The sequence below is a fragment of the Acidovorax sp. NO-1 genome, assembly GCF_000238595.1.
Classification (GTDB): domain Bacteria; phylum Pseudomonadota; class Gammaproteobacteria; order Burkholderiales; family Burkholderiaceae_C; genus Acidovorax.
In genome coordinates this window covers 26,122-51,780 of record NZ_AGTS01000149.1, presented here as the reverse complement: position 1 = coordinate 51,780, position 25,659 = coordinate 26,122, and the positions used below count along the sequence as shown (strand labels likewise).

The window sequence follows — 25,659 nt, the reverse complement described above, 5'->3', positions numbered from 1 at the left end:
TTTGTGGTAAAGCGCCAATAGCTACATATTTAATAGCAAATGAATGCTGCGGGCCTTGGCTGGTACGGCCCGCAGCGCAGGGCCGCTACTCCGTGCGCTGGCGGTCCGACGCGTAAACCGCCGCCTGCACGCGGGAGCTCAGCCCGAGCTTGCGCAGGATGTGCTGCACGTGGATCTTCACCGTGGTCTCGGCGATGTCCAGCGCGCGCGCGATTTCCTTGTTGCTGGCGCCGCGGGCAATCTCGCGCAGCACGTCTTCCTCGCGGGGCGACAAGGGCGCCGCACCGCTGCCCGCCTCCGGCAGCGGCGCCGGGGCTGTGGCCGGGGCGGCCATGAGCGCGGCGGCCTCGGCCACGCCTTGCGACTGGAATGCCGCCACCAGCTTGCCCATGAGCTCGGGGCTCACCACAGGCTCGCCGCGCGCTGCGCGGCGGATGGCCTCGGCCAGCAGGTCGCCATCGATCGTCTTGAGCAGGTAGCCCTGTGCGCCGTTGCGCAGCGCGGCCGCCAGGTCCTGGGCATCCTCGCTCACGGTGAGCATGAGCACGCGCGACGCGGGCGCCACTTCGCGCAGGCCCCGGATGGCATCCACACCCATCACGCCGGGCAGGTGGTTGTCCATGAGGATCACCTGGGGCTGCAGTTGCGGCGCCAGACGCAGGGCCTCGGCAGCGTCTCCCGCCTCGCCCACCACCTGCAGGCCGGCATCCTGGCCCAGCAGCGCGATCAGCCCGCGACGGAACAGCGTGTGGTCGTCCACCACCAGCAGCGTGACCGGGGGCTGCTGCCCGGCATCCGGGTCGGCAGCGGGGGGCGGAGAAACGGAAAGATGGGTGCTTGTTGTCATGTCGTGGGCGTGGGCACCCTGGCCGCAACAGCCGGGGGTGCAAAGACGGTGTCGGTACCGGCACTGCCGGGGGCGCGACCCGCCACCATATCACCGGAAGATGGCACAACCGGCGTGCTCGCGGCGTTCACCGTGGGCAGCTCGATGCACACGCGGGTGCCCTGGCCGGGCGAGGACTCCACCTGCAGCACCGCGCCCACGCGCTGGGCCCGCTCGCGCATGATGCCCAGGCCCACATGCAGCGAATCGGGCGGCACGGTGGCCACGTCAAAGCCGCGACCGTTGTCCTGCACCTCAAAACGCCAGCGCGGGTGGCGGTGCATGCGCAGGTCCACCCGCGTGGCACCGGCGTGCTTGCGCACGTTCGACAGCGCCTCCTGCACCATGTGCAGCACCTGGATCTGCAGGTCCGAAGGCAGCGGCAGGCCATGGCCCTCCATGCTGAGCGTGGTGGCCATGCCGGTCTGGTGTTCAAACTTGGACAAGGTGGCGCGCAGTGCAGATTCGATGTCCTCATCGCTGGTGCGGGTGCGAAAGTGCACCAGCAGCTCGCGCACGTCGGCATAACACTCGCGCACGCCCTCTTCCAGCTCGCCCATGCTGCGGTCGCGCTTGACCGTGTCGCCCCGCGCCACGGCATCGCGCAGCAGCTGCGTCTGGATCTTGAGGAAAGCCAGGGATTGCGCAATGGAGTCGTGCAGCTCCCGCGCCAGCATGCTGCGCTCTTGCGCCACCGCCGCCTCGCGCTCGAGCGCGGTGGCGCGCAGCCCTTCCATGGCGCTGGCCAGGTGGCGCGTCATGGCTTCGAGCAGCTCGCGCAACTCGTCGTTCATCTCCACCGGCGAGCGAAAGAACAGGTCCACTTCGCCCAGCACGCGCTGCTGCATCTGCACCGGAATGGTCACCATGGTTTCAAAACCCGCCTCACGGCAGTGGGGCAGGGCCAGCTGGGTGGACGGCGTGATGGGGATGACCCGCGTGCGGGCCTGGGCCTGGGCCTGGCCACACAGGCAGCTGCCGGTGTGCAGACAGTGCTCGCCCTCGGCCATGCTGCGGGGCAGGCCGTCTGCTGCCAGCAGCACATAGCGTTCGTTGGCCTCGTTGGACCAGCGCACGGCGGCAGCATCAGCCCCCGCCACGCGGCGAATCTGCCGCACAAAGCCCTGGGCCAGCAGCTCCAGGCTACCGGCGGTGGAGGCCAGCGCGCTCACCTCGTACAACGCGGCAAGGCGCTGGTTCTGCACCGCGATGCTGGCCGTCTTCTCGCGCACCTTGTGCTCCAGCCCGTCATGGGACGCCTGCAGCGCGTGCGCCATGAGGTTGAAGCCCGCCGAGAGCTGGCCGAACTCGTCGTCTGTTTCGACAGGCAGGCGCGTTCCCAGCTCGCCCTGGCGCAGGCGCGTCTGGGCCTGCTGCAGCCGGGCCACGGGGTTGATGACCAGCAGGTAGCTCACGGCCATGAAGGTCATGGCCGCCACGATGGCCACGGCCATCATGAACAACTGGAACAGGTGCAGCGCTGCGGTCCAGCCGGCGATCTGAATCTCGATGGCGTCCACAAAGCCATCGACTTCCTGCACAAATGCGTCGGCCTGGGCCAGCGTCTGCGCGCGGCTGGGCGGGGGCACCACCATCCAGTCGCTGCGGGCCTGCGCCCATTGGCTGCGAACGGCCTCAAAACGGGCGCTGGTCTCATCGCTCCAGGGCACAAACAGGGGGCGCGAGGGGTCGCCGGTGCGCAACAGGTCCAGGCTGGCGTCGAACTGGCGCACGCGCTCGCGCACCGCCTCCTGGGGCTCGGTCTGCAGCACCAGCACCATGCGCAGCATGTTCATGCGCAGGCGGCCCGCTTCGTTGACGGCGGCGGCGCCGCCTTCGAGCTTCCAGGTGACCCACAGGGTGAGGCTGATGGACGTGAGCGCCACCAGCAGAAAACCCGCCCCCATGGCCAGGAGCTTGGTGGTCAGGGTGGGCTTGGCGCGCATGGGCGCAGTGTAGGCAGGGGGCATGCCCGCATTCTTGACCTGCATCAAGTCCTAAGCCCTTAGCATTTACGCCATGCCCGCCCCCCAGACCCTCGCCCCCGCCCGTCAAAACCCCACCCGCCCCGCCTGGCGCCCGGCGGTGGCGCTGGCCCTGGCGGTGGTGCTGGGCGGCTGCGGCGCGCTTGGCTCCGCGCCGCACGCCGAGCCGCTGCGCTGGACCTCCGCCGCCTGGCCCGACGCCCTGGCGGCCGTGCTGCCTGCCGATGTGCTGCTGCTGGGCGAACAGCACGACGCGCCAGACCACCAGCGCCTGCAGCAGGGTGCGGTGCAATGGCTGGCGGCGCGGGGGCAGCTGGCCGCCGTGGTGCTGGAGATGGCCGAGAGCGGCCACGGCACCCAGGCCCTTGCCCCGGACGCTACCGAAGCCCAGGTGCAGGCCGCGCTGCACTGGAACGACGCCGCCTGGCCCTGGAAGGCCTATGGCCCCGTGGTGATGGCCGCCGTGGCCGCCGGTGTGCCCGTGCTGGGCGGCAACCTGCCCCGCGCCCGCATGCGCGCAACCATGGGCGAGACAGCCTGGGACCAGCACCTGCCCGCGCCCGCGTTGCAACGCCAGTACGAGGCGCTGCGCGAAGGCCATTGCGGCCTGTTGCCCGAATCGCAGATGGCCCCGATGGCGCGCATCCAGATCGCCCGCGACGCCAGCCTGGCCCGCAGCGCGCTGCAGGCGGTGCGCCCGGGGCTGACCGTGCTGCTGCTTGCGGGCGGTGGCCATGTGCTGCGCGACCGGGGCGTGCCCACGCACTGGCCCGCAGATTTGAGGTCAAAAGTGCTTCTGGCACAAGCTGGTCAAGCGCAATCAGCTATCAAAACAGAAGTGGATTCCGTGGTGCAGACCCCTGCCCTGCCACCCCAGGATCACTGCGCCGCGCTGCGCCAGCGGTGGCAGCAGGGTGGGCGCGCGGGCGGGTAAGCGGGCCGCGCCAGCGCCACCGGCGCTCAGCCTCCAGCGCCGCGCTGTTCGCCCAGCAGCGCAGCAAACGCGTCGGCTGGCAGGGGGCGGCTGCACAGGTAGCCCTGGTAGGCATCGCAGCCGCGCTCTTCCAAGAACGCCAGCTGGCCCGGGGTTTCAACCCCTTCGGCCAGCACCGCCATGCCCATGCTGTGGCCCATGGCGATGATGGCGGCACTGATCGCCATGTCATCTTCGCTTTGCGGGATGTCGCGGATGAAACCCTGGTCGATCTTGAGCACATCGATGGGGAAACGCTTGAGCTGCGCCAGCGATGAATATCCGGTGCCAAAGTCATCCACCGCAATGCGCAGGCCCAGCGCGCGCAGCCGCATCAGCACCTGGCGCGCCTCGTCGGTGCGTTCCGCCAGGGCGGTTTCGGTGATCTCCAGCTCCAGCGACTCGGCCGGAAAGCCCGACTCCGCCAGCGCACTGGCAGCGCAGCCGGCCAGGTCGGTCAGGTGGAACTGCCGTGGCGACACGTTCACCGCCAGCGTGATGGGCGGCAGGCCTTCGGCGCGCCACTGCTGGCCCTGGCGGCACACCTCGCGCAGCACCCACTCGCCCAGCGGCCCGATCACCCCCGAAGTCTCGGCCACCGGGATGAAGCGGGCGGGCGATATCAGCCCCTCCGCCGGGTCGTTCCAGCGCACCAGCGCCTCGGCACCCAGGATGCGGCCGGTGGCGATGTCCACCTGGGGCTGGTAGTACATCTGCAGGTGGCCCTGGGCCAGCGCCAGGCGCAGGCGCGACTCCAGCGCCAGCCGCTCGCGGGCGGCCTGCGTCATCGCCTCATGGAAAAAGCACCAGGCACCGCGGCCCTGTGCCTTGGCGCCGTACACCGCCGCGTGGGCGCCCTGCAGCAGCAGCTCTTTGCTGCCCGCGTGCTCGGGGAACATGCAGATCCCCACGCTCACGCCCGCCACCACTTCAAAACCATCGGGCGAACGCCAGGGCTCGGCCACGGCCGCTATCAGATGCCGCGCCACGGCGGCGGCGCCCTCGGCATGGCGCAGGTCGCGCGCCACCACGGCCAGCTCGTCGCCCACCAGGCGGCCCAGCACATCGCCGGGCCGCAGGGCCGACTGCACTTGCCGCGCAATGTGCTTGAGCACCTCGTCGCCGATGGTGTGGCCGTAGCTGTCGTTCACGTCCTTGAAGCGGTCGAGGTTGAGCAGCAGCACCGCAAAAAGCTCGCCGCTGATGCTGGCCTCCTGCACCACCTGCTCGAGCTGCTGGCCGAACCACGCACGGTTGGACAAGCCCGTGAGGGCATCGTTGTGCGCCAGAAACTCCAGCTGCTTGCGCTGGGCCTTGTCTGCGGAAATGTCGGTGAACATGCACACGTAGTGCGTGATCTGGCCTGCCGCGTCGCGCACGACGGAGAGCGACATGTGCTCGGGAAACACCTCCCCGTTCTTGCGCCGGTTCCAGATCTCGCCCTGCCAGTGGCCTGTGTGCCGCACCACGCCCCACATCGCGTCGTAAAAGCTCTTGTCGTGCCGGCCCGACTTGAAGATGCGCGGCGTCTTGCCCAGCAGCTCCTCCTCGGTGTAGCCCAAGAGGCGCGTGACGGCGGCGTTGACCGACAGGATGCGGCTTTGCGCATCGGTCACCACCACGCCCTCGATGGTGTTGTCCACCACCGTGGCGGCCAGCCGCTGGCGCGCCTCGCTGCTCTTGAGCGCAGCCCGCGCGGCCTTGATCTCGTCCAGATCCTGCACCACGCACACCAGGTGGGCAGGCTCGTCGCCCGCCTGCGGAACCATGGTGACCGTGAGCAGCACCGGCACGCGGCTGCCATCGCCCGGGCGCAGGCACTCGCGCTCTTCCACGAAGTGGTCGATCGTGCCATCCACCAGGCGCGCCAGCAGAATGCGGGCGCGCTCCAGATCGGGAGGGGGCATCACGTCCCGCGCACGCAGGGTGAGCAGGTGTTCCAGCGAGGCCCCCAGCAGCCCGCACAGGCGGCCGTTGGCCCAGAGGATCTGGCCGTCCGGCGCCACGCGCGCAAAACCGGCAGGGGCGTGGCGCACGATCTGCGACAGCTCCTGCGCCATGGCCATGCGCACCCGCTCGGCCCGCCGCATGCGGCGCAGCAACCACCAGGCCAGCAGGGCGGTGAAGGCGACGTAGCCCCAGCCCTTCCAAGTCTGAAAATGCGTGAGCGCCTCGGGGTCTCTGACCCAGTGGATGAGCAAGGCATCGCCCACAAACACCCAGGCCACCCCCACCACCAGGTACAGCAGCATCCCCTGCCACGGGAGCAATTTGGAGGCGTAGCCTGGATTGTCCATCGACCTTTTCCTGTTCCCCGCGCGTTCCACGCACCACAGGCCATGCTGCGACAATTGCGCAGCTATGACCAACGCCTACATCCTTACCCTGTCTTGCCCCGACCGCCTGGGGCTGGTGCACGCCGTCTCGGGCTTTCTGCTGGAGCACGGCGGCAACATCGAAGAAGCCGCGCAGTACAACGACCACGCCACCGGGCTGTTCTTCATGCGGGTGCAGTTTGCCTGCGACCAGCACGACCACGCCACCCTGAAAGCCCGCCTGGCCAGCTTTGCCGAGCCCCACAACATGCACTGGAGCCTGCACGCCACGGCAGCCCCCATGAAAACCGTGCTCATGGTCAGCAAGGAGGGCCACTGCCTGAACGACCTGCTGTTCCGCTGGAAGTGTGGCCTGCTGCCCATCGACATACGCGCCATCATCAGCAACCACCGCGACTTTTATCAGCTGGCGGCCAGCTACAACGTGCCGTTCCACCACATCCCCATGACCAGCGCGACCAAGGCGCAGGCCGAAGCCAGGCAGCTGGAGATTATCGAGGCCGAAGGGGCCGAACTGGTGGTGCTGGCCCGTTACATGCAGATACTTTCTCTTGACTTATGTCAAAAATTGGCCGGACGGGCCATCAACATCCACCACAGCTTCCTGCCGAGCTTCAAGGGCGCCAAGCCGTACTACCAGGCCCATGACCGGGGCGTGAAGCTCATTGGCGCCACGGCTCACTACGTGACGGCCGACCTGGACGAAGGTCCGATCATCGAGCAGGACGTGGCCCGCGCAGACCACACCGACACGGTGGAAGACCTCACGGCCCGCGGCCGCGACACCGAAAGCCAGGTGCTGGCCCGCGCCGTGAAGTGGCACAGCGAGCACCGCGTGATCCTGAACGGCCACAAGACCGTGATCTTCCGCTAGCCCGATAACCCGTTCTGTCCCATGGCCACGGCAGCTCCCACCTCCTTCCTCAGCAGCGCGGCGCGGCGCATTCCGCCCATCCAGTGCCTGCTGACGTTCGAGGCCCTGGCCCGCCTGCGCAGTGTGACGCAGACGGCCGACGAGCTGTGCGTGACGCCCAGCGCCGTGAGCCACCGGGTCAAGCAGCTGGAGCAGATCCTGGGCGTGCGGCTGTTTGGCCGGGCGGATTTTTCGCTGACCACCGAGGGCAGCGCCTACCTGGCCCATGTGCGTGAAGGGCTGGGCGCGCTGCAGCGCTTTCCGGGCCAGGCGGCCGCGCCAGGGCGCCGGCGGCTCAAGCTGGCCGTCACGCCCACGTTTGCGCGCACCATCCTCATCCCGCGCCTGCGCCAGTTCACCGAGGCGTACCCCGAGATCGACCTGGCGCTGCAGGTGTCCATCCCGCTGCTGGACGTGGTGGCCGAAGACGCAGACCTGATGGTGCGCTTCGGCCCCGGCCACTATGCCGACGTGGAACACGTGGAAATTGCGCGCGATGTGGTCACGCCCCTGGCCTCGCCCGCCTTTGTGCGCGAACACGGGCCGTTCGAGCGCCCCGAAGACCTGGAGGGCGTGCCCCTGCTGCGCAGCCCGCTGGAGCCCTGGCGCACCTGGTTTGCCGCCACCGGCCTCGACTGGGCCGAGCCCAGCGAAGGCTCGCAGTTCAATGACATCGGCCTGATGTGCGACGGCGCCGCTGCCGGCATGGGCGTGGCGCTGGTGCGCCTGAAGCTCGGCGCGCCGTGGCTGGAAAACGGCACGCTGGTCCGCCTGTTTGCCACCGACACCGCCAGCCCCCACGCCCATTACCTGTGCTGGCGCACCGGCACCATGGACCGGTGGGAATGCGCTGCATTTGCCGAGTGGCTGCGCAAGACGATGGCGTAGTAGAGGCATCCCCTGAGTCGCCTTTGGCGCCTTCCCCCTTCTCTCGGCTGCGCCTGGAAGGGGGACGCAGCCCTCGCTGCGGGGCGGCCCTTGCTCGGCGGCCCTCGCCCGAGCCGCGCCCTCCTCCACCAGATTCAGGCAAAAATCAGCCCCAGCGCTTGTCCATCAAGCGCCAATAGCTATCAATTAGTGAGCATTCTGGCGCTTTTCACAAACGCCTGCAGAAAAGCTCACGCCCGGGCACCCGGCCATCCCCTACAGTGGCAGCCATGAACACTGCCGCCGCCCCCACCGCAGCTCCGTCAGAACGCGCCGCGCGCCAGGCCGAAGTGGTCCAGGCCCTGAGCCGCGTCGTACCCTCACACGCCCTGCTCTGGCACAGCGAAGACACCACTCCATATGAATGCGACGGCCTCACCGCCTACCGCCAGCGCCCGCTGGTGGTGTGTCTGCCGGAAACGTATGACGAGGTGCAGGCCGTGCTGCAGGTATGCCACCAGCTGCAGGTGCCCGTGGTGGCACGCGGCGCGGGCACGGGCCTGTCGGGCGGCGCCATGCCGCACGCCCTGGGCGTGACGATGTCGCTGGCCAAGTTCAACCGCATCCTCGACATCAACCCCGAAAGCCGCACGGCCGTGGTGCAGTGTGGCGTGCGCAACCTGGCGATCAGCGAAGCTGCTGCGCCCTACGGCCTGTACTACGCGCCCGATCCCAGCAGCCAGATCGCCTGCACCATTGGCGGCAACGTGGCCGAGAACTCAGGTGGCGTGCACTGCCTGAAATACGGCCTCACGGTGCACAACGTGCTCAAGGTGAAGGGCTTCACAGTGGAGGGCGAACCTGTCGAATTCGGCAGCGAGGCACTGGACGCCCCCGGCTACGACCTGCTGGCCGCCGTGATCGGAAGCGAAGGCATGCTGGCCGTGACCACCGAAGTGACGGTCAGGCTCATCCCCAAGCCCCAACTGGCGCGCTGCATCATGGCCAGCTTTGACGACGTGCGCAAAGCGGGCGACGCCGTGGCCGCCGTCATTGCCGCCGGCATCATCCCCGCCGGGCTGGAGATGATGGACAAGCCCATGACCGCCGCCGTGGAGGACTTTGTGCACGCAGGCTACGACCTGACGGCCGAAGCCATCCTGCTGTGCGAAAGCGACGGCACCCCCGAAGAGGTAGAGGAAGAAATTGGCCGCATGAGCGACGTGCTGCGCGCTGCAGGCGCCACCGCCATCTCGGTCAGCAACGACGAAGCCGAGCGCCTGCGCTTCTGGAGCGGTCGCAAGAACGCCTTCCCCGCCAGCGGCCGCATCAGCCCTGACTACATGTGCATGGACTCCACCATCCCGAGGAAGCGCCTGGCCGACATCCTGCTCGCCATCCAGGAGATGGAAAAGAAGTACCAGCTGCGTTGCGCCAACGTGTTCCATGCGGGCGACGGCAACCTGCACCCTCTCATCCTGTTCGATGCGAACGATGCCGACCAACTGCACCGCTGCGAGCTGTTTGGCGCCGACATCCTGGAGACCAGCGTGGCCATGGGCGGCACGGTGACGGGTGAGCATGGCGTGGGCGTGGAGAAACTCAACAGCATGTGCGTGCAGTTCTCTGCGGCGGAGAACGCGCAGATGTTCGGGCTCAAGCATGCGTTCGACCCCGCCGGTTTGCTCAACCCGGGCAAGGTCATCCCCACGCTGAACCGGTGTGCCGAATACGGAAAGATGCTGGTGCGTGGGGGGCAGATCAGCCACCCCGACCTGCCCCGCTTTTGACGCGCCATGAAGCCGCTGCAGGGCCTGGCTTTTCTGCTGCTCATGCAGTCGGCGGGCGAGGCGTTGTCGCACTTTTTGGCGCTGCCCGTGCCGGGGCCTGTGGTGGGCATGGTGGCGTTGCTGCTGGCGCTGCGCTGGGCGCCCGTGCAGCAGGCCGTGGCACCTGCCGCCACCTTTTTGCTCAATCACCTGTCGCTGCTGTTCGTGCCCGTGGGCGTCGGCGTGATGACGCACCTGGCGCTGCTGAGCGCGTACGGCCTGCAGCTCATCGTGGTGATTGTCCTTTCCACATGGATCGGCATGGCCGTGACGGCGCTGGTGCTACGCCTGTGGCAACCCACACCCACACCCCAGGCGGGCAACGATGCCGAACTTCGTTGAACTGTGGGTGTACCTCGCGTCGGCCCCGCTTTTCGGGCTAACGGCCACGCTGGCGGTGTACGTGCTGGCGCAGGCGCTTTCAGTACGCTCGGGCCACGCGCCGTGGGCCAACCCGGTGATGCTGTCGGTAGTGGTGTTGGCCGCTCTCATGCTGGCCACTGGCACCGCGTATCCCACGTACTTTGCAGGCGCACAGTTCATCCACTTCCTGCTGGGCCCTGCCGTGGTCGCACTGGGCTGGCCCTTGTGGCAGCGCCGCGCGGCCTTGCGCGCGCGTTGGGGCCGGCTGGTGCTGGCGTCGCTGGCCGGTGGCAGTGCGGCTGCAGCCAGCGCCGTGGGCCTGGGTTGGGCATTGGGCCTGCCGGGTGATGTGCTGATGTCGCTAGCGCCCAAGTCGGTCACTGCCCCCGTCGCCATGGGCGTGGCGGCGCAGATCGGCGGCGTGCCTGCCTTGGCGGCGGTGTTTGCAGCGCTGACGGGCATGGTGGGGGCGCTGTCAGCGCGCTGGCTGTTTGGGCTGATGCGCTTGCCCACCGATGCCGAGGGTATGGCGCTGCGGGGTTTTGCGCTGGGCACCGCGTCGCATGGCATTGGGGCGGCGCATGCCTTGCAGGTGCATGCCGAGGCGGGGGCGTATGCGGGGTTGGCGTTGGGGTTGCAGGTGGTATTGGCGGCGGTGTTGATGCCGCTCGTGTTTCGGTTGTTGTGACTGGGGCCGCCTTTGCAGGCGGGGCTGGTGTACGAAACGGATTTGATCGCGTCGGAAATGGGTCTGAATTTGGGTGTTTTTTGGCTCTAGCGCTTATGCAGCAAGCGCTAGTAGCTATTGTTTTTGATTGACCAAACCGTTCAGGCTGAGCCTGTCGAAGCCGGGGCGCCACCTCCAACCCGCTCGGGCTGAGCTTGTCGAAGCCGGGGCGCTGATCGTGGAGCGTGCCGGGTTCGAGGGCGGGAGCCGGGGTGTGCGCCCGGCGGCGCAGTAACTTTCTCTTGCGTCGCCAAGAGAAAGTCACCAAAGAGAAGGCGACCCTACTGTGCGAGTCCCTTCGCTGCGCTACGGGCAACCTGCGATGCTCGGGCAGGGGGTGCCACCGCAGAACTCGCTGCGCGCCTGCGGCGCTCCGCTCAAACAGCTGCGGTGAGTCAGTGCACGAGGTGCGTGTGTCCTTCGGCACACGCACGCACCCCCTGCCCTGCGCTTCTCGGCACGCACAGAAGGGAACCCAGCGGGATCGGACATCCACACGGGCCTTTGCTTCGCTGGGCCCCGAACGCGCAGGCGCTTCGCGCCGCGACCGCGAGGCCGAGCGCAGCGACGGCCCGTGTGGCTGTTGGCTGTTGGCTGTTCGGCTCCCCCACCCCTGCCGGCTGCGCCTGCGGCGGGGCGGTTGCGGGGTGAGCATGCGCGTCGGAGCGCGCATGCCTCGTAATCTGACTCGCCGTGGTTGTCCGAGCGGCGCGCGCAGCGCAAAGCGAGTTCCACGGCGCACCCCGAAACCGCCCCGACGTAGGTTGCCCCTTCGCACAGCGAAGGGGTCGCAGACTGGGGGTCGGGCCTCAGATCACTCCACAGAAAATCGCCCTGGAATAAAAAACCAAAGCAACGAGACCAGAAAAGCCGCCGACAGCAGCCTATCCAAGAGTGCATCTCTTCGTAGATAAAAACCAGCTCCCCAGAAAACTCCAGCCAACGCCAGCGCTAGTGCCAACAACAGCCCAGAAAAAGCACCCACGATGAATTTTCCGCTTGTCCACAGGTGGGCATGGATAGTCAACAGATAGATATTTACCAAGGCAAGGACAGCCGCTGCCGCCCCGTAGAAAATCCACCTCGCACGGCTAAGAAGGGATGCCACTATCTAAGCCCTTTTGAGTAAAGGTACGCCGCCAGCTCCCGCCGCCGACGCTTACCTTCATCGGTATTGGGGGCGTAGTAAAAATGGCCTGAGGCTTCGACCATCTGTTTTCCCAAGCTGGGGGTAGACAGTAATAATTTTTCGCGACTCATACCGGCATACAGTGGATCACCCTGAGCTTTCAGATCCACGACGATGACGTTTTTGATCGCTGGCGTTGTCTTGACCTGCTGAAGAAAATTCCCGCTGATGGGAGAGCCAATCAGGACCAAATGATTCACAACAGTACCCCCAGCGCCGTAATTTATCGCGACCTGCGCGGCAGCTAGAGACCCGTAGGAATAGCCGATCAGGTTGAACTGGGTTCCACTCTGTGGAAATTTATCGAGCGGCACTTGAATTAGCGATTTCCCAGCGCGAAAAACATCCACGCCGATGGCGGCATCTGCAAGCGTTCCACCAGACCACTTTTTTGGATCTACGGAGATTAGCTGGACGTGTTTCTCTGCAAATGCCCTCACCATGTCCGAGATGTAGCCCCCGTCCATTCCCGCGCCACCGAAAAAGAGATTTCCGACAATCTTGTCGCCGGGAACGAAGAACCGGGACAGTAAGGCAGCCCCCGCTTTTTGAGGGCCCAGGTCACCTCCTGCCGGAACGCTCTGTTTTTCTTTGATGTCCCACGGATAGTGCCCAGCCGCGTCACGTCCAAGCCCCATAGGACCAGGAGTCAAACCATTGGGGACGTAGTCCCGTCGCAAACACGCGGGTTCACCCGAAAATTCCTCGTCCCCAATCTTGGTCCCCATCGGACCCGGCATTACATGTTGCGTCAAGACAGCCCCCAAGGTGAAGTGGCGAGAGCCTAAGGCCCCTAGCCGACGTCAACCCACAGTTTTTTGCAACCAGAAGTAGTCCTCACCACGCCGATGCACCGCAGGAGCGAACGAGGTGAAGTTTGCCAAGGTTTGCGGTGCGGATTCCAGCACGCGCACACGACTCGTGGCACTGAACCCTGGTTGTGCACGCGTCGACGGTGTTTTCCTGGGCAGATAGGACCCATGGCTTGGCAGCACTCAACCACCCACCACCGCCCGCCAAATCTCCCCCGCGTGCGACACCGCAAACAGCACCAGTCCGATCAACCCTCCCACCACCGTCCCGTTGATCCGGATGTACTGCAAATCCTTCCCGATATTCACCTCGATCAGATCCGTCATCTCCTCGGTATCCCACCGCCGCACCGTCTCCTCAATGTGCTGAGCAATGAACGCCGACACATCCGGCGCCAGGTCCTCCACCCACCGCTCCAGCCGGTCATTGAACGACTGCCTGAGCGCCGCATCCCCCGCCAGCGACTCGCCCAGCCACAACCCCAGCTTGCCCACCTGCCGCGCAAGCACCGAATCGGCATCGGCCAGGTCGCGCTGCAGCGCGCCGCGCAGGTCCAGCCACAAGGTCTGCACATAGCCGCCCACAGTGGCATCGGTCTGCAGCCAGGTGCGGACCTCCTCGCCCTTGCGCTCCCATTCCGGGTCGCTGCGCAGGCGCTCGATAAAGCGCTGCACCGCCACATCAAACTGCGCACGCAGTGCGTGCTGCGGGTTGGCCGCCACGTCGGCCATCAGGCTCTCCAGCGCGCGGGCCAGCAGGGCGGAGCCCTTGTCGCCCAGCCAGTCGCTGGGTAGCAACTTCTCGGTGCGCGGGTGGTCCTTCTTGAGCCACAGCACGATGGTCTGCGCCACCCAGGCGCGTGTGTCCTCGTTCTTCAGCAACTCGATGAGCTTGCCCAACACATCGTCCAGCAGCGCCTGGTGGCGGCCGTTGTGGGTCAGCGTGTCCAGCACCGCCGCCAACGCACGCGACATGTCCACCTGCCCGATCAATGCACGGGCCGCCTTCTGGATGAAGCGCTCCACCTGCGCGTCCTGCACCGTCTCCAGCGCCGCAGAGACAAGCCGCGTGGCCTGGTGCCCCAGCAGCGCGGTGTTGCCCGGTGCCAGCAGCCACTGCGCCAGCCGCTCGGCGGGGTCGTGTCGGCGGATCAGCGCGACCAGCGAGGGCACATCCAGAAACTTGTCGCGCACAAATGCGGCCAGGTTGCGGCCAATGCGCTCCTGGTTGCGTGCGATGACTGCGGTGTGCGGAATGGGCAGGCCCAGCGGCTTGCGAAACAGCGCCACCACCGCAAACCAGTCGGCCAGCGCCCCCACCATGGCGGCCTCGGCGATGGCCTTGATGCAGTTGAGCACCAAGCCGCGTTCGACCACGCTGGTGGCGATGAACACCGCCGTCACCAGCAGCAACAGGCCCAGCGCCTGCCGCTTGGCGGTGCGCAGCGAGCGGTGCGCGGGACTGAGATCAGCGCGGGTCATAGCCAGCCGCGCACAACCTGTACAGCGCGCACGCCCTCACGCCCATGCAGGCAGTCAGGCCGCAGCCGCAATCTGGTCCAGCGCCTTCGACAAATGGCCCACGGTGCGGTCCACGTTGTGCCACTTCTCCAAGCCAAACAGGCCGATACGGAAGGTCTTGAAGTCCGGCCCTTCGTCGCATTGCAACGGCACGCCCGCAGCGGTCTGCAGCCCCACCTCCATGAACTTCTTGCCGTTCTGGATGCCGGGGTCGGTGGTATAGCTCACCACCACGCCGGGTGCCTTGAAGCCCTCGGCCGCCACACTGGGGAAGCCGCGTGATTCGAGCAGCGCGCGCACCTTGGCGCCCAGCTCGATCTGCTCATCACGCACCTTGGCAAAGCCGTATTCGCGTGTCTCGGCCATCACCTCGGAGAGGCGCACCAGTGCATCCGTGGGCATGGTGGTGTGGTACGCGTGCTGGCCCTTTTCGTAGCCCTCTGCAATCTGCATCCACTTCTTGAGGTCGCACGAGAAGCTGCTGCTGGTGGTGCCCTCGATGGCCTGGCGCGCACGTTCGCTCAACATCACCATGGCGCAGCAGGGCGAGCCGCTCCAGCCCTTCTGTGGCGCGCTGATGAGCACATCCACGCCCGTGGCCTGCATGTCCACCCACATCGCGCCAGACGCCACGCAGTCCAGCACAAACAGCGCGCCCACCTCGTGCGCGGCAGCGGTCAGCGTGCGGAGGTAATCGTCAGACAGGATGATGCCGCTGGCCGTCTCCACATGGGGTGCGAACACCACCTTGGGCTTCTCGGCGCGGATGGTGGCGGCGACTTCGTCGGCAGGGCATGGTGCCCAGGGCGCCTGCGGGCCGCTACCCTGCTGGCGCGCCTTGCACACCACCGAGCCGCCGCCCAGGCCCTTGTCGGCGTCAAAAATCTGCGTCCAGCGGTAGCTGAACCAGCCGTTGCGCACGATGAGCACTTTTTCCTGGTTGGCGAACTGGCGCGCCACGGCTTCCATGCCGAAGGTGCCGCTGCCGGGCACCAGCACGGCGGTGTGGGCGTGGTAGACCTCTTTCAGGGTGCCCAGGATGTCCTGCACCACGCCGGTAAAGCGCTTGGACATGTGGTTGAGTGCGCGGTCGGTGTAGACCACCGAAAACTCCAGCAAACCATCGGGGTCGATATCGGGCAACAGTCCGGGCATGTGCAAGGTCTCCATCAAACGGGGGCGCCACCCCGGTGCGGGCGGGCCAGGCGGGGCAGCTTAGCATGGGGTGCCGCGCTTCGCAGGCGCTTACCAGGTGTCGATGAAACGGTGCGACAGGGGTTTTACCTGCGCCGACGCCAAACCGCGCGCCAGCCATGCGCGCGTTTCGGCCGGGTCGATCACGGCGTCGATCTCCAGCGTGGTGGCCATCTGCATGGCCTCGCCATTGGCGTACTGGCGCGCCAGCAGCTCGGCAAACAGCGCGTCGCGCGCGGGGCCTTCGGGCTGGGCCTCCAGCTCTTTGCGGAAACCCAGGCGCACCGCGCCCTCCAGGCCCATGGCGCCGAACTCGCCCGTGGGCCATGCCACCGTGAACACGGGGGCATGAAAGCCGCCGGCCGTCATGCCCATGGCGCCCAGGCCGTAGCCCTTGCGCAGCACCACGCTGAAGTACGGCACGCGCAGACTGGCGGCGGTGACGAACAGGCGGCTGACATGGCGTACCTGCGCCGTCGCCTCGACGTCGGGGCCGACCATGAAGCCGGGCGTGTCCACCAGGCTGACCAGGGGCAGGCCATGGGCGTTGCACAACTGCATGAAGCGCGCGGCCTTGTCGGCCGCATCGGCGTCGATGGCGCCGCCCAGGTGCAGCGGGTTGTTGGCGATCAGGCCCACGGGCCGGCCTTCGATGCGTGCCAGCGCCGTATGGATGCCGGCGCCAAAGCCAGTGCGCAGCATGAGCAGGCTGCCTTCGTCCACCAGCCCGGCCATGGCGGCGCGGGTGTCGTACACGCGCAGGCGGTTTTCGGGCACCACACTGCGCAGGGCGCGCTGGTCGGGCGCCGTCCACTGCGGGGTGCGGCCCTGAAAGTACGACAGGTACTGCCGCGCGGCCGCCACGGCCTCGGCCTCGTTCTCCACCAGCACATCGATCACGCCATTGGCATGCTGCACGCGGCTCGGGCCAATCTGCTCGGGCTTGAACACGCCCAGCCCGCCGCCTTCGATCATGGCCGGGCCACCCATGCCGATGTTGCAGCCGCGCGTGGCGATGATCACATCGCTGCAGCCCAGCAGCGCCGCATTGCCCGCAAAGCAGCGCCCGGCCGCAATGCCCACCACCGGCACCTGGCCCGACAAGGCAGCATGGCGGGCAAAGGTGTGGATGTGCAGACCCGCCAGCACCGCCGAATCGGTGTCTCCAGGCCGGCCGCCGCCGCCCTCCGCAAACAGCACCAGGGGCAGTTTTTGCGCCATCGCAATGTCCAGCATGCGGTCGGTCTTGGCGTGGTTGCGCATGCCTTGCGTGCCCGCGAGCACCGTGGCGTCGTACGACATGACCACGGTGCGCGCCGCTTCCTCGCCGCACTGCGCGCCGTTGACCGATCCGATGCCCGTCACCATGCCATCGGCAGGCGTGTTGGCGATCAGGTCTTCCAGGCTGCGACGGCGGGTCTGGGCGGCAACTGCCAGCGCACCGTACTCGATGAAACTTCCCTCATCGCACAGGTCGGCAATGTTCTCGCGCGCCGTGCGCCCGCCCTGCGCGTGGCGTTTGGCGACTGCAGCGGGGCGCGCGGCGTCCAGGGTGAAGGCATGGCGGTCCCGCACGCGCTGCAGGTCGGGGCGGATGTGGTCGGGGTCGTGCACCGTGGCATCGTCCGCCAACGCCTCCACCGCCACCTCGGCGGCATCGAGCACCAGCAGGGGCTCGCCCTGCGCCAGGTAGGCGCCGGGCGCTGCCAGCAGCCGGCGCACCCGGCCCGCGTGCGGGGCCAGAAGCACATGCTCCATCTTCATGGCTTCGAGCACGGCCAGCTCGGCGCCTGCGGCGACGGCATCGCCCTCGGCCACGCTCAGCTGCACCAGGCGCGCGGGCATCGGCGCCAGCACGGCGCCTTCGGGTACCGGGGCGGAGGATTGAAGTTCATTTTGGCCTCCGGCGCTTTGCAGGCAGGCGTCATCAGCTATTTTTTCAATAGCATTGAGCAAGTCCGGCAGCACCGACTCCAGCCAGCGCGTATGCACCTGCTGGCTGGCCATCTCGGGCCGCCCGGCCAGCGCCTGCAGCAAGCCCAGGTTGGTGGCCACGCCGGTGATGCGGCACTCTTGCAACGCTCGCTGCGAGCGGCGCAGCGCATCGGCAAAGCGGGGGCCGCGCGTGTGCACGATGAGCTTGGCGAGCAGGGTGTCGTAGTGCGGTGACGGCGCGGCGCCCGCCACGCCATGGGTGTCCACGCGGATGCCTGGGCCCGTGGGCAGATCGAACCGGGCGAGCGTGCCGCTGCCCGGCACGGCGCCGCCGCTGGCGTCCAGCGTTTCGGCGTTGATGCGCCACTGCACGGCATAGCCTTCGGGCGCCGGGGGCTGGTCGGGGTTCAGCACCAGGTCGCGCAGGGTCTGCCCTGCTGCCAGGGCCAGCTGGGTCTGCACCAGGTCCACGCCGGTGACGGCTTCGGTGATGGTGTGCTCCACCTGCAGGCGCGGGTTGGCCTCGATGAACACATAGGGCAAATCGCTGGAGGCCAGATCCACCAGAAACTCGAAGGTGCCCAGGCCCTCGTACTGCACCTCACGCGCCATGGCCAGGGCGGCGCTGATGATGCGCTCGCGCAGTGGCCCGGGCAACGAGGGGCTGGGCGCGATTTCCACCACCTTCTGAAAGCGCCGCTGCAGCGTGCATTCGCGCTCGCCCAGCGCCATCGCCTCGCGCCCGTCACCCAGCACCTGCACCTCGATATGGCGCGCGTTGTTCATCAGGCGCTCGACATACACCCCGTCCACCCCGAAGGCGGCCTGCGCCTCGCTGCGGCAGCGGGCGTAGGCCGCGGGCAGCTCGTCCAGCGACTGCACGGCGCGCATGCCGCGCCCGCCACCGCCGCCAATGGCCTTGATGACGATGCCCGCACCTTGCTGCGAGTGCCAGAAGGCTTGTGCTTCTTCGAGCGAAACCGCCGCCTGCGTGCCCGGCATGAGCGGTACGCCGCAGCGCATTGCCAGGCTGCGCGCCTGGGCCTTGTCGCCGAACAGGCTCAGCTGCCCCGGCGTGGGGCCGATGAAGCGCACCCCGGCGTCGGCACAGGCGCGCGCGAAGTCGGCACGCTCGCTCAGGAAGCCGTAGCCGGGGTGCACGGCGTCGCAGCCGTGCTCGCGTGCGATCGCCAGCAGGCGCGCGCCGTCGAGGTAGGCCGCCGGCCCCGTGGCCCCCAGCGCCACTGCCTGGGTGGCCGCCCCGACATGCGGACTGGCGGCGTCGTCGTCGGCATAGACCGCGACGCTGGCAATGCCCAGGTCGTACAGGGCGCGCACGATGCGCAGCGCCACCTCTCCGCGGTTGGCGATCAGGACTTTGGAAAAGAACGGCGTGTTCATGGTTCTGCTTCTATTCTGATAGCTTCTGGCGCTTGCTACATAAGCGCTGGATGCCGATTTCGTTGATATCTCAATGATCTAGGCGCTGCGTGTGAAACAGGCGCTGCCCAGGCCAGGGCAGCCGCGCAAGGGCCGCCCCGCCGCGCTGGCTGCGTCCCCCTGCCCGTAGAGCGCAGCGCTGTGAGAGCGGGGGGACGGCGCGCAGCGCCACAGGGGGTGTCACTCGTCCTTCAGCAGGCGGCGCAACACCTTGCCCGCGCCCGTGGCGGGCAGCGCGTCGATGAAGCGCACCTCGCGCGGCGCCTTGTAGGGCGCCATGTTCTCGCGCGCCCAGGCCACGAGCGCGGCGGCTTCTACCTCCTGGCCCGGCTTATTCACGATGAAGGCGCGCACCACCTCGCCCTTCTCGGCATCGGGCACGCCGATCACGGCGGCCTGGGCCACGGCGGGGTGCTTGATGAGCAGGGTTTCGACCTCTTCGGGGAACACGCTGTAGCCCGAGACCTTGATCATCTCCTTGGTGCGGCCAATGAAGGTGAGGTAGCCATCCGCGTCGATCTTGCCCATATCGCCGGTGTGCACCCAGCCATTGCGCAGCGTCTTCGCCGTGGCTTCGGGCTTGTTCCAGTAGCCCTTGAAGTTGCCGGGGCCGAGGATGGTGATCTCGCCCACTTCGCCTGCGGGCAGCTCAGCTCCGGTGTCGGGTTCGATGATGCGCAGGGTGTTGCCCGGCACGGGCTTGCCCTGGGTGCCCCATCGGATGGCGGTGTAGGGCATGCAGGTGTCCATGGTGTGCGTTTCCGACAGGCCATAGGCCGCCTCGAACGCGATGCAGTGGGGCGCAAAGCGGTTCCACTGCTGCGCCAGCGGTTCGGTAAAGGTGATGCCGAAGCTCGTCACCGGGTTCATGCGCAGCGCGCTCCAGTCCATGTCACACGCGCCCGGCAACTGCATGAGGGCGGCATTCATCGGCGCGATGCTGTACCACCAGCTCACGCGGTGGCGCTCCAGCGCCTGTGCCACGCCCAGCGGGTCGAACCGGTACATCAGCACGGTAGCGGCTCCCGTCAGGGCCGGGATGTTCACGCCCATCAGCATGCCGGCAATGTGGTACAGCGGCGCCACAGCCAGCAGCACATCGTCCTGTCGCGTGTCGTTGCTATTCACTGCGGCCGCTGTCTTGAAACGCGCGTTTTCGTAGGTCAGCATGGCGCCCTTGGGCAGGCCGGTGGTGCCCGAGGTGTAGGTCATCAAGGCCACATCGTCCATCGCCAGGGCCACCGGTTGGGGCTGGCCGCCGGCACGCACCGTTGCCAGAAAGTCCTCGCAGCCAGCCGGAACGGGCGCTGCCGCAGCGCGCATCGCCAGCAACTCGGCGGGCACGTCGATGCTGGGCGCATCGGGCAGCAGGTCGCCATAGCGCACCACGAACACATGGGCGAGGGCCGTCTTTTCCCGCACCTTGCCGACCACCGGCAGCAGCACGTCGGCAGCCACGATGACGCGCGCCTGCAGGTCGGCGAGCTGGTATTCCAGCTCGTGCTCTTTGTTCAGCGGACCGCAGGGGCAGACGATGGCGCCGGTTTTCTGGATGCCGTAGTGCGCCATCACGTACTGCGGGCAGTTGTTCATGAACAAGGCCACGGGCTCGCCCTTCTGCACCCCCAGCGACTGCAGGCGCGCGGCAAATGCATCGCTCGCGGCGTCGAGCTCGGCCCAGGTGATGGGCTGGCCGTACCAGAGGTAGGCCGTGCCGTCCGGGGTGTTGCGGGCGTGGCGCCGCAAGTGTTCGTGCAGCGGCAGTGGGGATGGGTTGAGTGACATGGCGTTGTCTCCAAGGTGTCTGTATTCGCTGCTTCCGGGCGCCGACCAAGGGTTTTCGATAGGCCCTCTGACCCGCCGGCGTATTGCCAATATATACCGGCTGGTAGAACAATGCTACCCATGGGTAGAACTATAACGTCGCACAAAGGACACCGATGAGCCACCAGCCCCCCGTCAATGCCAGCGGCCGGCAAAAGGCCACCACCGCAGGATCGGACGAGAAACGCGAACGCATCCTGCGCGCGGCCGAAGCGCTGTTCGACGCGCAGGGTTACGCCAACACCACCATCGAACAGATCGTGCAGAAGCTGGGCGTGACCAAGCCCTTCGTGTATTACTACTTCCGCAACAAGCAGGAGATCTTCGAGACCCTGTCCTGGGCGCCCACCGTGGCGTGCTTCACCGCCATGGACTTTGCTGAGGACGACGATCGCCCCGCACACGTCAAGGCATGCGAAGGCATCGACCGCCTGATCCGCGCCACGCTGGAGCACCATCCCGCTGCGTTCTTCCCCTACCGCGAGCCCCAGGTGTACCGCCCCGAGTACATGGCCGCGCAGAAGCAGCTGGCCAACCACTTCTATGACCGGCTGTGCGCCCTACTGGAGGCTGGGCGGAAGGACGGCATGTTCGTCTTCAACGACACCAAGATCACCGCGCTGGCGGCCTGCAGCCTGCCCGGCTTTCTCTACAACTGGTACCGGCCTGACGGCCGCCTTTCCGCCGACGAGGTGGCGCAGGAACTGTCGGCGCTGGCCTATCGGGTCCTGGGCCTGCGCACCCGCCGCCAGCCCGCGCGCTGACCTGCCACGCACACGTTATTCCCGTTCCATTCCAACCACAACGCACTTCAGGAGACTTTTCACCATGCTTTCACGACGTTCCACTCTGGCGATGCTCGGCGCCGCCTCCCTTGGCCTGAGCCCCTCGGTGTTTGCCTCGGCGCCCTTCCCCAGCAAGGCGCTGCGCTGGATCGTGCCGTACCCGGCCGGCGGGGGCTCCGACTTCATGGCGCGCGTGGTGGGCCAGCCCATGTCGACGGCCGTGGGCCAGAGCGTAATGGTGGACAACAAGCCCGGCGGCAACGGCGCCATTGCCGTGGCCGACCTGCTGCGCAGTCCGGTAGACGGGCACACGCTGATCAACGTCGACAACGGCACACTGGTCTTCAACCCGGTGCTGTACCGCAAGCTCGGGTATTCGCCCGCCAAGGACCTCAAGCTGGTCACCCTGCTCGCGCGTGCGCCCATGATCCTGGTCGTCGGCCCCGGCTCCGATGCCAAGGATGCGAAGGATTTCATCGAGAAGGCACGCCGCAATCCCGGTGCGCAGAACTTTGGCTCGGCCGGCGCGGGCACGCCGCAGCACATGGCGATGGAGATGCTGATGCACCACGCCCAGCTGAAGATGACGCATATCCCGTACAAGGGCTCATCGCCCGCCCTGGGCGACCTGGCAGGCGGCCAGATCCCGGCGGTGATGAGCGACTACGCGGCCGCAGGCGGTTTTCTGCAGTCGGGCAAGCTGCGCGCGCTCGCCGTGGCCGACAGCCGGCGTCACCCCCGCCTGCCGGACGTGCCCACGTTCGAGGAGCTGGGCCTCAAGGGTGTGGAAGCCACAGCCCTGGTCGGCGTGGCCGTGCACGCCTCGACACCGGATGCCACGGTACAGGCACTGCAGAAATCCATCGCCCAGGCCCTGCTGTCGCCACAGACCAGTGCCAAATACCGCGAAGTAGGGATCGAGCCGGTGGGCAATACACCTCAGGAGTTCACGCAGATGATCGCCGCCGAGGTGTCGCGCTGGCACCCTCTGATGCGCGACCTGGGCATCACGCTCGACTGACCTCGACTCCCGCATGCGGGGAAACGCCGCTTCTAAAGCGTCCGAGGCGGTGTTGTGCATGCCCCTGTGGCTGCGACGGGGTACGGCGCCCGCTAGGATAGAACTCCTTTCGTCCATCTCATCGCCCTGCCCATGCCAGACTTTCGCAGTGACACCGTGACCCAGCCCACCCCTGCCATGCGCGAGGCCATGTTCAAGGCCCCGCTGGGCGACGATGTATTTGCCGACGACCCTTCGGTGAACGCACTGCAGGAGCACGCCGCCGAACTGCTGGGTTTTGAAGCGGCGCTGTTCGCCCCCTCGGGCACGCAGACCAACCTGATCGCGCTGTGGGGCCACTGCCAGCGCGGCGACGAGGCCATCGTGGGCCAGAGCTGGCACACCTATCGCTGGGAGGCGGGCGGCATGGCGGTGCTGGGCTCCATCCAGCCCCAGCCGGTGGAAACCCAACCTGACGGCACGCTGCGCATCGCCGACATCGCCGCCGCCATCAAGCCGGATGACCCGCACTTTGCCCGCACCCGCCTTGTGGTGCTGGAGAACACCACCGGCGGCCAGGTACTGCCCACGCCCTACATCGCCGAAGTGGCGCAGCTGGCACGCAGCCGCGGCCTCGCCATGCACCTGGATGGCGCGCGCATGTTCAATGCGGCCACGGCCAATGCCGCGCGCAACGACACAGACGTGTATGACGAAGCGCGCGCGCTGTGCAGCCACTTCGACTCTGCATCGCTGTGCCTGAGCAAGGGCCTGGGCGCGCCCGTGGGCTCGCTGGTGCTGGGCTCGCGCGACTTCATCCGCCAGGCGCGCCGCACGCGCAAGATCCTGGGTGGCGGCATGCGGCAGGCAGGCGTGCTGGCGGCTGCGGGCCACTATGCGCTGCAGCAGCATGTGCACCGCCTGGCCGAAGACCACGCCCGCCTGGACCGGCTGGCGCAAGGGCTGGCCGAGGCCAACCGCAGCCACCCGGCGTTGCAGGGCCGCATCACGGTACTGCCGTGGCAGACCAACATCCTCTTCACCGACCTGCATGCGGAGGTGGCGCCCGCCTTCACCGCCTGGCTGGCCCAGCATGGTGTGCGCGTGACCAGCAGCCTGTATGGCGGCGCCACGCGGCTGCGCTGGGTGACGCACCTGGATGTGAGCGAGGCAGACGTGACGGCGGCGCTGGACTGCGTGGCGCGCTTCGCGCTGCCGGGCTGAACCCGCTCAAGCGGCGGGGGAGGCCCGTCCACCAAACACACCAGTGCCCACACGCACCAGCGTGCTGCCGGCCTGGATGGCTGCCTCCAGATCGGCGGTCATGCCCAGGGACAGGGTGTCGAACTGCGCAAGGCCTGGCTCCCGGAGCCCAGCAATCTGATCAAAAAGCGCTCTGGCGCTGATGTGGATTGCGAGTTGCGCTTCAAATTCAGGAGCATGGTCCGGAATGCACATGATCCCCCGCACGGCAAGCCGTGGCAGTTTTGCGACAGCGCGTGCCAGGTCCAGCGCATCGCGCGGGGCCACGCCCGACTTGGTGGGCCCGCCGTCGATGTTGACCTGGATACCTATCTGCAGCGGCGGCAGGTGGTCGGGCCGCTGGGCCGACAGGCGCTCGGCGATCTTGAGCCGGTCCACCGTGTGCACCCAGTCAAAGTGCTCGGCCACCAGGCGGGTCTTGTTGCTCTGGATGGGGCCAATGCAGTGCCATTGCAGCGCCACACCAGGCAGGGCAGCGCGCACGGCGGCAATCTTGTCCACACCCTCCTGGATGTAGTTTTCACCAAAGTCGCGCTGGCCGGCGGCTGCCGCCTCCAGCACCGCCGGTGCGCCAAAGGTCTTGGAAACCGCCAGCAAGGAAACGCTGGCCGGATCGCGGCCGGCAGCCCGGCATGCCTGCGCGATCCTGCCCAGAACCTGTTGGAGGTTGTTAGCAATCGTGGTCATAATGTTTGGCAAGCGTATCAAACGATAGAGGGACTCCGTGGACATTACCCAACTGCTCGCGTTCAGCGTCAAGAACAAGGCTTCCGATCTTCACCTGTCCGCGGGCCTGCCGCCCATGATCCGGGTCCACGGCGATGTGCGGCGCATCAACGTCGATGCGCTGGACCACAAGACGGTCCACGGCATGGTGTACGACATCATGAGCGACTCGCAGCGCAAGACGTATGAAGAGTTTCTCGAAGTCGACTTCTCGTTTGAAATCGAAGGCCTGGCCCGTTTCCGGGTCAACGCTTTCAACCAGAACCGCGGCGCGGCCGCCGTGTTCCGGACGATTCCCAGCAAGATCCTGACGCTGGAGCAGCTCAATGCTCCCAAGATCTTCGGCGACCTGGCCCTCAAGCCGCGCGGCCTGGTGCTGGTGACCGGGCCCACGGGCTCGGGCAAGTCCACCACGCTGGCGGCCATGGTGAATTACCTCAATGAAACCGAATACGGCCACATCCTCACAGTGGAAGACCCGATCGAGTTCGTGCACGAGTCCAAAAAGTGCCTGATCAACCAGCGCGAAGTCGGCCCCATGACGCTGTCGTTCGCGGCGGCGCTCAAGTCGGCACTGCGTGAAGACCCGGACGCCATCCTGGTGGGTGAAATGCGCGACCTGGAAACCATCCGCCTGGCCATGACGGCTGCGGAAACGGGCCACCTGGTGTTTGGCACGCTGCACACATCGAGTGCCGCCAAGACGATTGACCGGATCATCGACGTGTTCCCGGCCGAAGAAAAGGAAATGGTTCGCGCGATGTTGTCCGAATCGCTGCAGGCAGTCATCTCGCAGACGCTGTGCAAGACCAAGGACGGCTCGGGCCGCGTGGCGGCGCACGAGATCATGCTGGGCACCAGCGCCATCCGCAACCTGATCCGCGAGGCCAAGGTGGCGCAGATGTACTCCACCATCCAGACCAGCAACAGCGTGGGCATGCAGACGCTGGACCAGAACCTGACCGACCTGGTGCGCCGCAACATCATCAGCCCGGCCGAAGCCCGCAGCAAGGCCAAGATCCCCGAGAACTTCCCCGGCTGATCTGCGCCCCCACCCTGAATCCCGCGGCGCCATGAACCGCCGCACACCG

The 25,659-nt window shown here is 67.1% G+C and carries 20 protein-coding genes; 10 read left to right on the top strand and 10 right to left on the bottom strand.

Going from position 1 to position 25,659, the window contains the following annotated elements:
• Positions 1-85: 85 nt before the first annotated feature.
• Together KYG_RS21875 and KYG_RS21870 are read right to left on the bottom strand one after the other, a co-directional pair.
• Positions 86-847, bottom strand: coding sequence for a response regulator (locus KYG_RS21875; protein WP_008907119.1), 762 nt, complete (start codon positions 845-847; stop codon positions 86-88).
• Complete coding sequence (locus KYG_RS21870; RefSeq protein ID WP_050813922.1) at positions 844-2,832, bottom strand: type IV pili methyl-accepting chemotaxis transducer N-terminal domain-containing protein; 1,989 nt, start codon at positions 2,830-2,832, stop codon at positions 844-846. Before KYG_RS21870 ends, KYG_RS21875 begins: the two co-directional genes overlap by 4 nt.
• 73 nt (positions 2,833-2,905) lie before the next feature.
• Here KYG_RS21870 and KYG_RS21865 point away from each other — a divergent pair, with 73 nt between their 5' ends.
• Positions 2,906-3,805, top strand: coding sequence for a ChaN family lipoprotein (locus KYG_RS21865; protein WP_008907117.1), 900 nt, complete (start codon positions 2,906-2,908; stop codon positions 3,803-3,805).
• Positions 3,806-3,831: 26 nt separating this feature from the next.
• Here KYG_RS21865 and KYG_RS21860 read toward each other — a convergent pair whose 3' ends face one another.
• Positions 3,832-6,141, bottom strand: coding sequence for a bifunctional diguanylate cyclase/phosphodiesterase (locus KYG_RS21860; protein ID WP_008907116.1), 2,310 nt, complete (start codon positions 6,139-6,141; stop codon positions 3,832-3,834).
• A gap of 64 nt (positions 6,142-6,205) precedes the next feature.
• Here KYG_RS21860 and purU point away from each other — a divergent pair, with 64 nt between their 5' ends.
• The 5 genes from purU (at position 6,206) to KYG_RS21835 (ending at position 10,840) form a co-directional block, all read left to right on the top strand.
• Positions 6,206-7,054, top strand: a complete 849-nt coding sequence (purU, locus tag KYG_RS21855) for a formyltetrahydrofolate deformylase (RefSeq protein WP_008907115.1) — start codon at positions 6,206-6,208, stop codon at positions 7,052-7,054.
• A gap of 21 nt (positions 7,055-7,075) precedes the next feature.
• On the top strand, positions 7,076-7,981 hold the full coding sequence (locus KYG_RS21850) for a LysR substrate-binding domain-containing protein (protein WP_008907114.1): 906 nt from the start codon (positions 7,076-7,078) through the stop codon (positions 7,979-7,981).
• A gap of 269 nt (positions 7,982-8,250) precedes the next feature.
• Positions 8,251-9,750 carry an FAD-linked oxidase C-terminal domain-containing protein gene (locus KYG_RS21845; RefSeq protein WP_008907113.1) on the top strand — a complete coding sequence of 500 codons (1,500 nt, stop codon included), beginning with the start codon at positions 8,251-8,253 and terminating at the stop codon, positions 9,748-9,750.
• 6 nt (positions 9,751-9,756) lie between these two features.
• A complete protein-coding gene (locus tag KYG_RS21840) occupies positions 9,757-10,131 on the top strand; it encodes a CidA/LrgA family protein (protein WP_008907112.1) in 375 nt (124 codons plus the stop codon).
• Positions 10,115-10,840: an LrgB family protein gene (locus KYG_RS21835; protein WP_008907111.1), complete on the top strand. Its 726-nt coding sequence runs from the start codon at positions 10,115-10,117 to the stop codon at positions 10,838-10,840. Before KYG_RS21840 ends, KYG_RS21835 begins: the two co-directional genes overlap by 17 nt.
• A gap of 853 nt (positions 10,841-11,693) precedes the next feature.
• Here KYG_RS21835 and KYG_RS24605 read toward each other — a convergent pair.
• The 6 genes from KYG_RS24605 to KYG_RS21810 all read right to left on the bottom strand — a co-directional run bounded on the left by KYG_RS24605 (position 11,694) and on the right by KYG_RS21810 (position 20,755).
• Positions 11,694-11,987 (bottom strand): hypothetical protein, encoded by a 294-nt coding sequence (locus tag KYG_RS24605; protein WP_139019448.1) that lies wholly within the window; start codon positions 11,985-11,987, stop codon positions 11,694-11,696.
• The gene (locus KYG_RS21830) at positions 11,987-12,796 is read right to left on the bottom strand and encodes a hypothetical protein (protein WP_160165359.1); all 810 of its coding nucleotides are present in this window, start codon (positions 12,794-12,796) and stop codon (positions 11,987-11,989) included. Before KYG_RS21830 ends, KYG_RS24605 begins: the two co-directional genes overlap by 1 nt.
• Positions 12,797-13,063: 267 nt before the next feature.
• Positions 13,064-14,362, bottom strand: a complete 1,299-nt coding sequence (locus tag KYG_RS21825) for a DUF445 domain-containing protein (protein ID WP_008907109.1) — start codon at positions 14,360-14,362, stop codon at positions 13,064-13,066.
• 54 nt (positions 14,363-14,416) lie between these two features.
• Entirely contained in the window at positions 14,417-15,556 is a 1,140-nt protein-coding gene (locus KYG_RS21820; RefSeq protein WP_008907108.1) for an aminotransferase class V-fold PLP-dependent enzyme, read from the bottom strand.
• Positions 15,557-15,646: 90 nt separating this feature from the next.
• Positions 15,647-18,931, bottom strand: coding sequence for a carboxyl transferase domain-containing protein (locus KYG_RS21815; protein ID WP_008907107.1), 3,285 nt, complete (start codon positions 18,929-18,931; stop codon positions 15,647-15,649).
• A 219-nt stretch (positions 18,932-19,150) separates the two neighbouring features.
• Complete coding sequence (locus tag KYG_RS21810; RefSeq protein ID WP_008907106.1) at positions 19,151-20,755, bottom strand: AMP-binding protein; 1,605 nt, start codon at positions 20,753-20,755, stop codon at positions 19,151-19,153.
• A gap of 155 nt (positions 20,756-20,910) precedes the next feature.
• Here KYG_RS21810 and KYG_RS21805 point away from each other — a divergent pair, with 155 nt between their 5' ends.
• From KYG_RS21805 to ltaE, 3 genes are all read left to right on the top strand, one after another.
• On the top strand, positions 20,911-21,558 hold the full coding sequence (locus KYG_RS21805) for a TetR/AcrR family transcriptional regulator (RefSeq protein WP_008907105.1): 648 nt from the start codon (positions 20,911-20,913) through the stop codon (positions 21,556-21,558).
• A 64-nt stretch (positions 21,559-21,622) separates the two neighbouring features.
• The gene (locus KYG_RS21800) at positions 21,623-22,600 is read left to right on the top strand and encodes a tripartite tricarboxylate transporter substrate binding protein (RefSeq protein WP_008907104.1); all 978 of its coding nucleotides are present in this window, start codon (positions 21,623-21,625) and stop codon (positions 22,598-22,600) included.
• Positions 22,601-22,732: 132 nt separating this feature from the next.
• Positions 22,733-23,803 (top strand): low-specificity L-threonine aldolase, encoded by a 1,071-nt coding sequence (gene ltaE, locus KYG_RS21795; protein WP_008907103.1) that lies wholly within the window; start codon positions 22,733-22,735, stop codon positions 23,801-23,803.
• Between the two features lie 6 nt (positions 23,804-23,809).
• Here ltaE and KYG_RS21790 read toward each other — a convergent pair whose 3' ends face one another.
• Positions 23,810-24,529, bottom strand: coding sequence for a YggS family pyridoxal phosphate-dependent enzyme (locus tag KYG_RS21790; protein WP_008907102.1), 720 nt, complete (start codon positions 24,527-24,529; stop codon positions 23,810-23,812).
• A 37-nt stretch (positions 24,530-24,566) separates the two neighbouring features.
• Between KYG_RS21790 and KYG_RS21785 the strand changes: the two genes are divergently transcribed.
• Entirely contained in the window at positions 24,567-25,610 is a 1,044-nt protein-coding gene (locus tag KYG_RS21785; protein ID WP_008907101.1) for a type IV pilus twitching motility protein PilT, read from the top strand.
• Positions 25,611-25,659 lie beyond the last annotated feature (49 nt).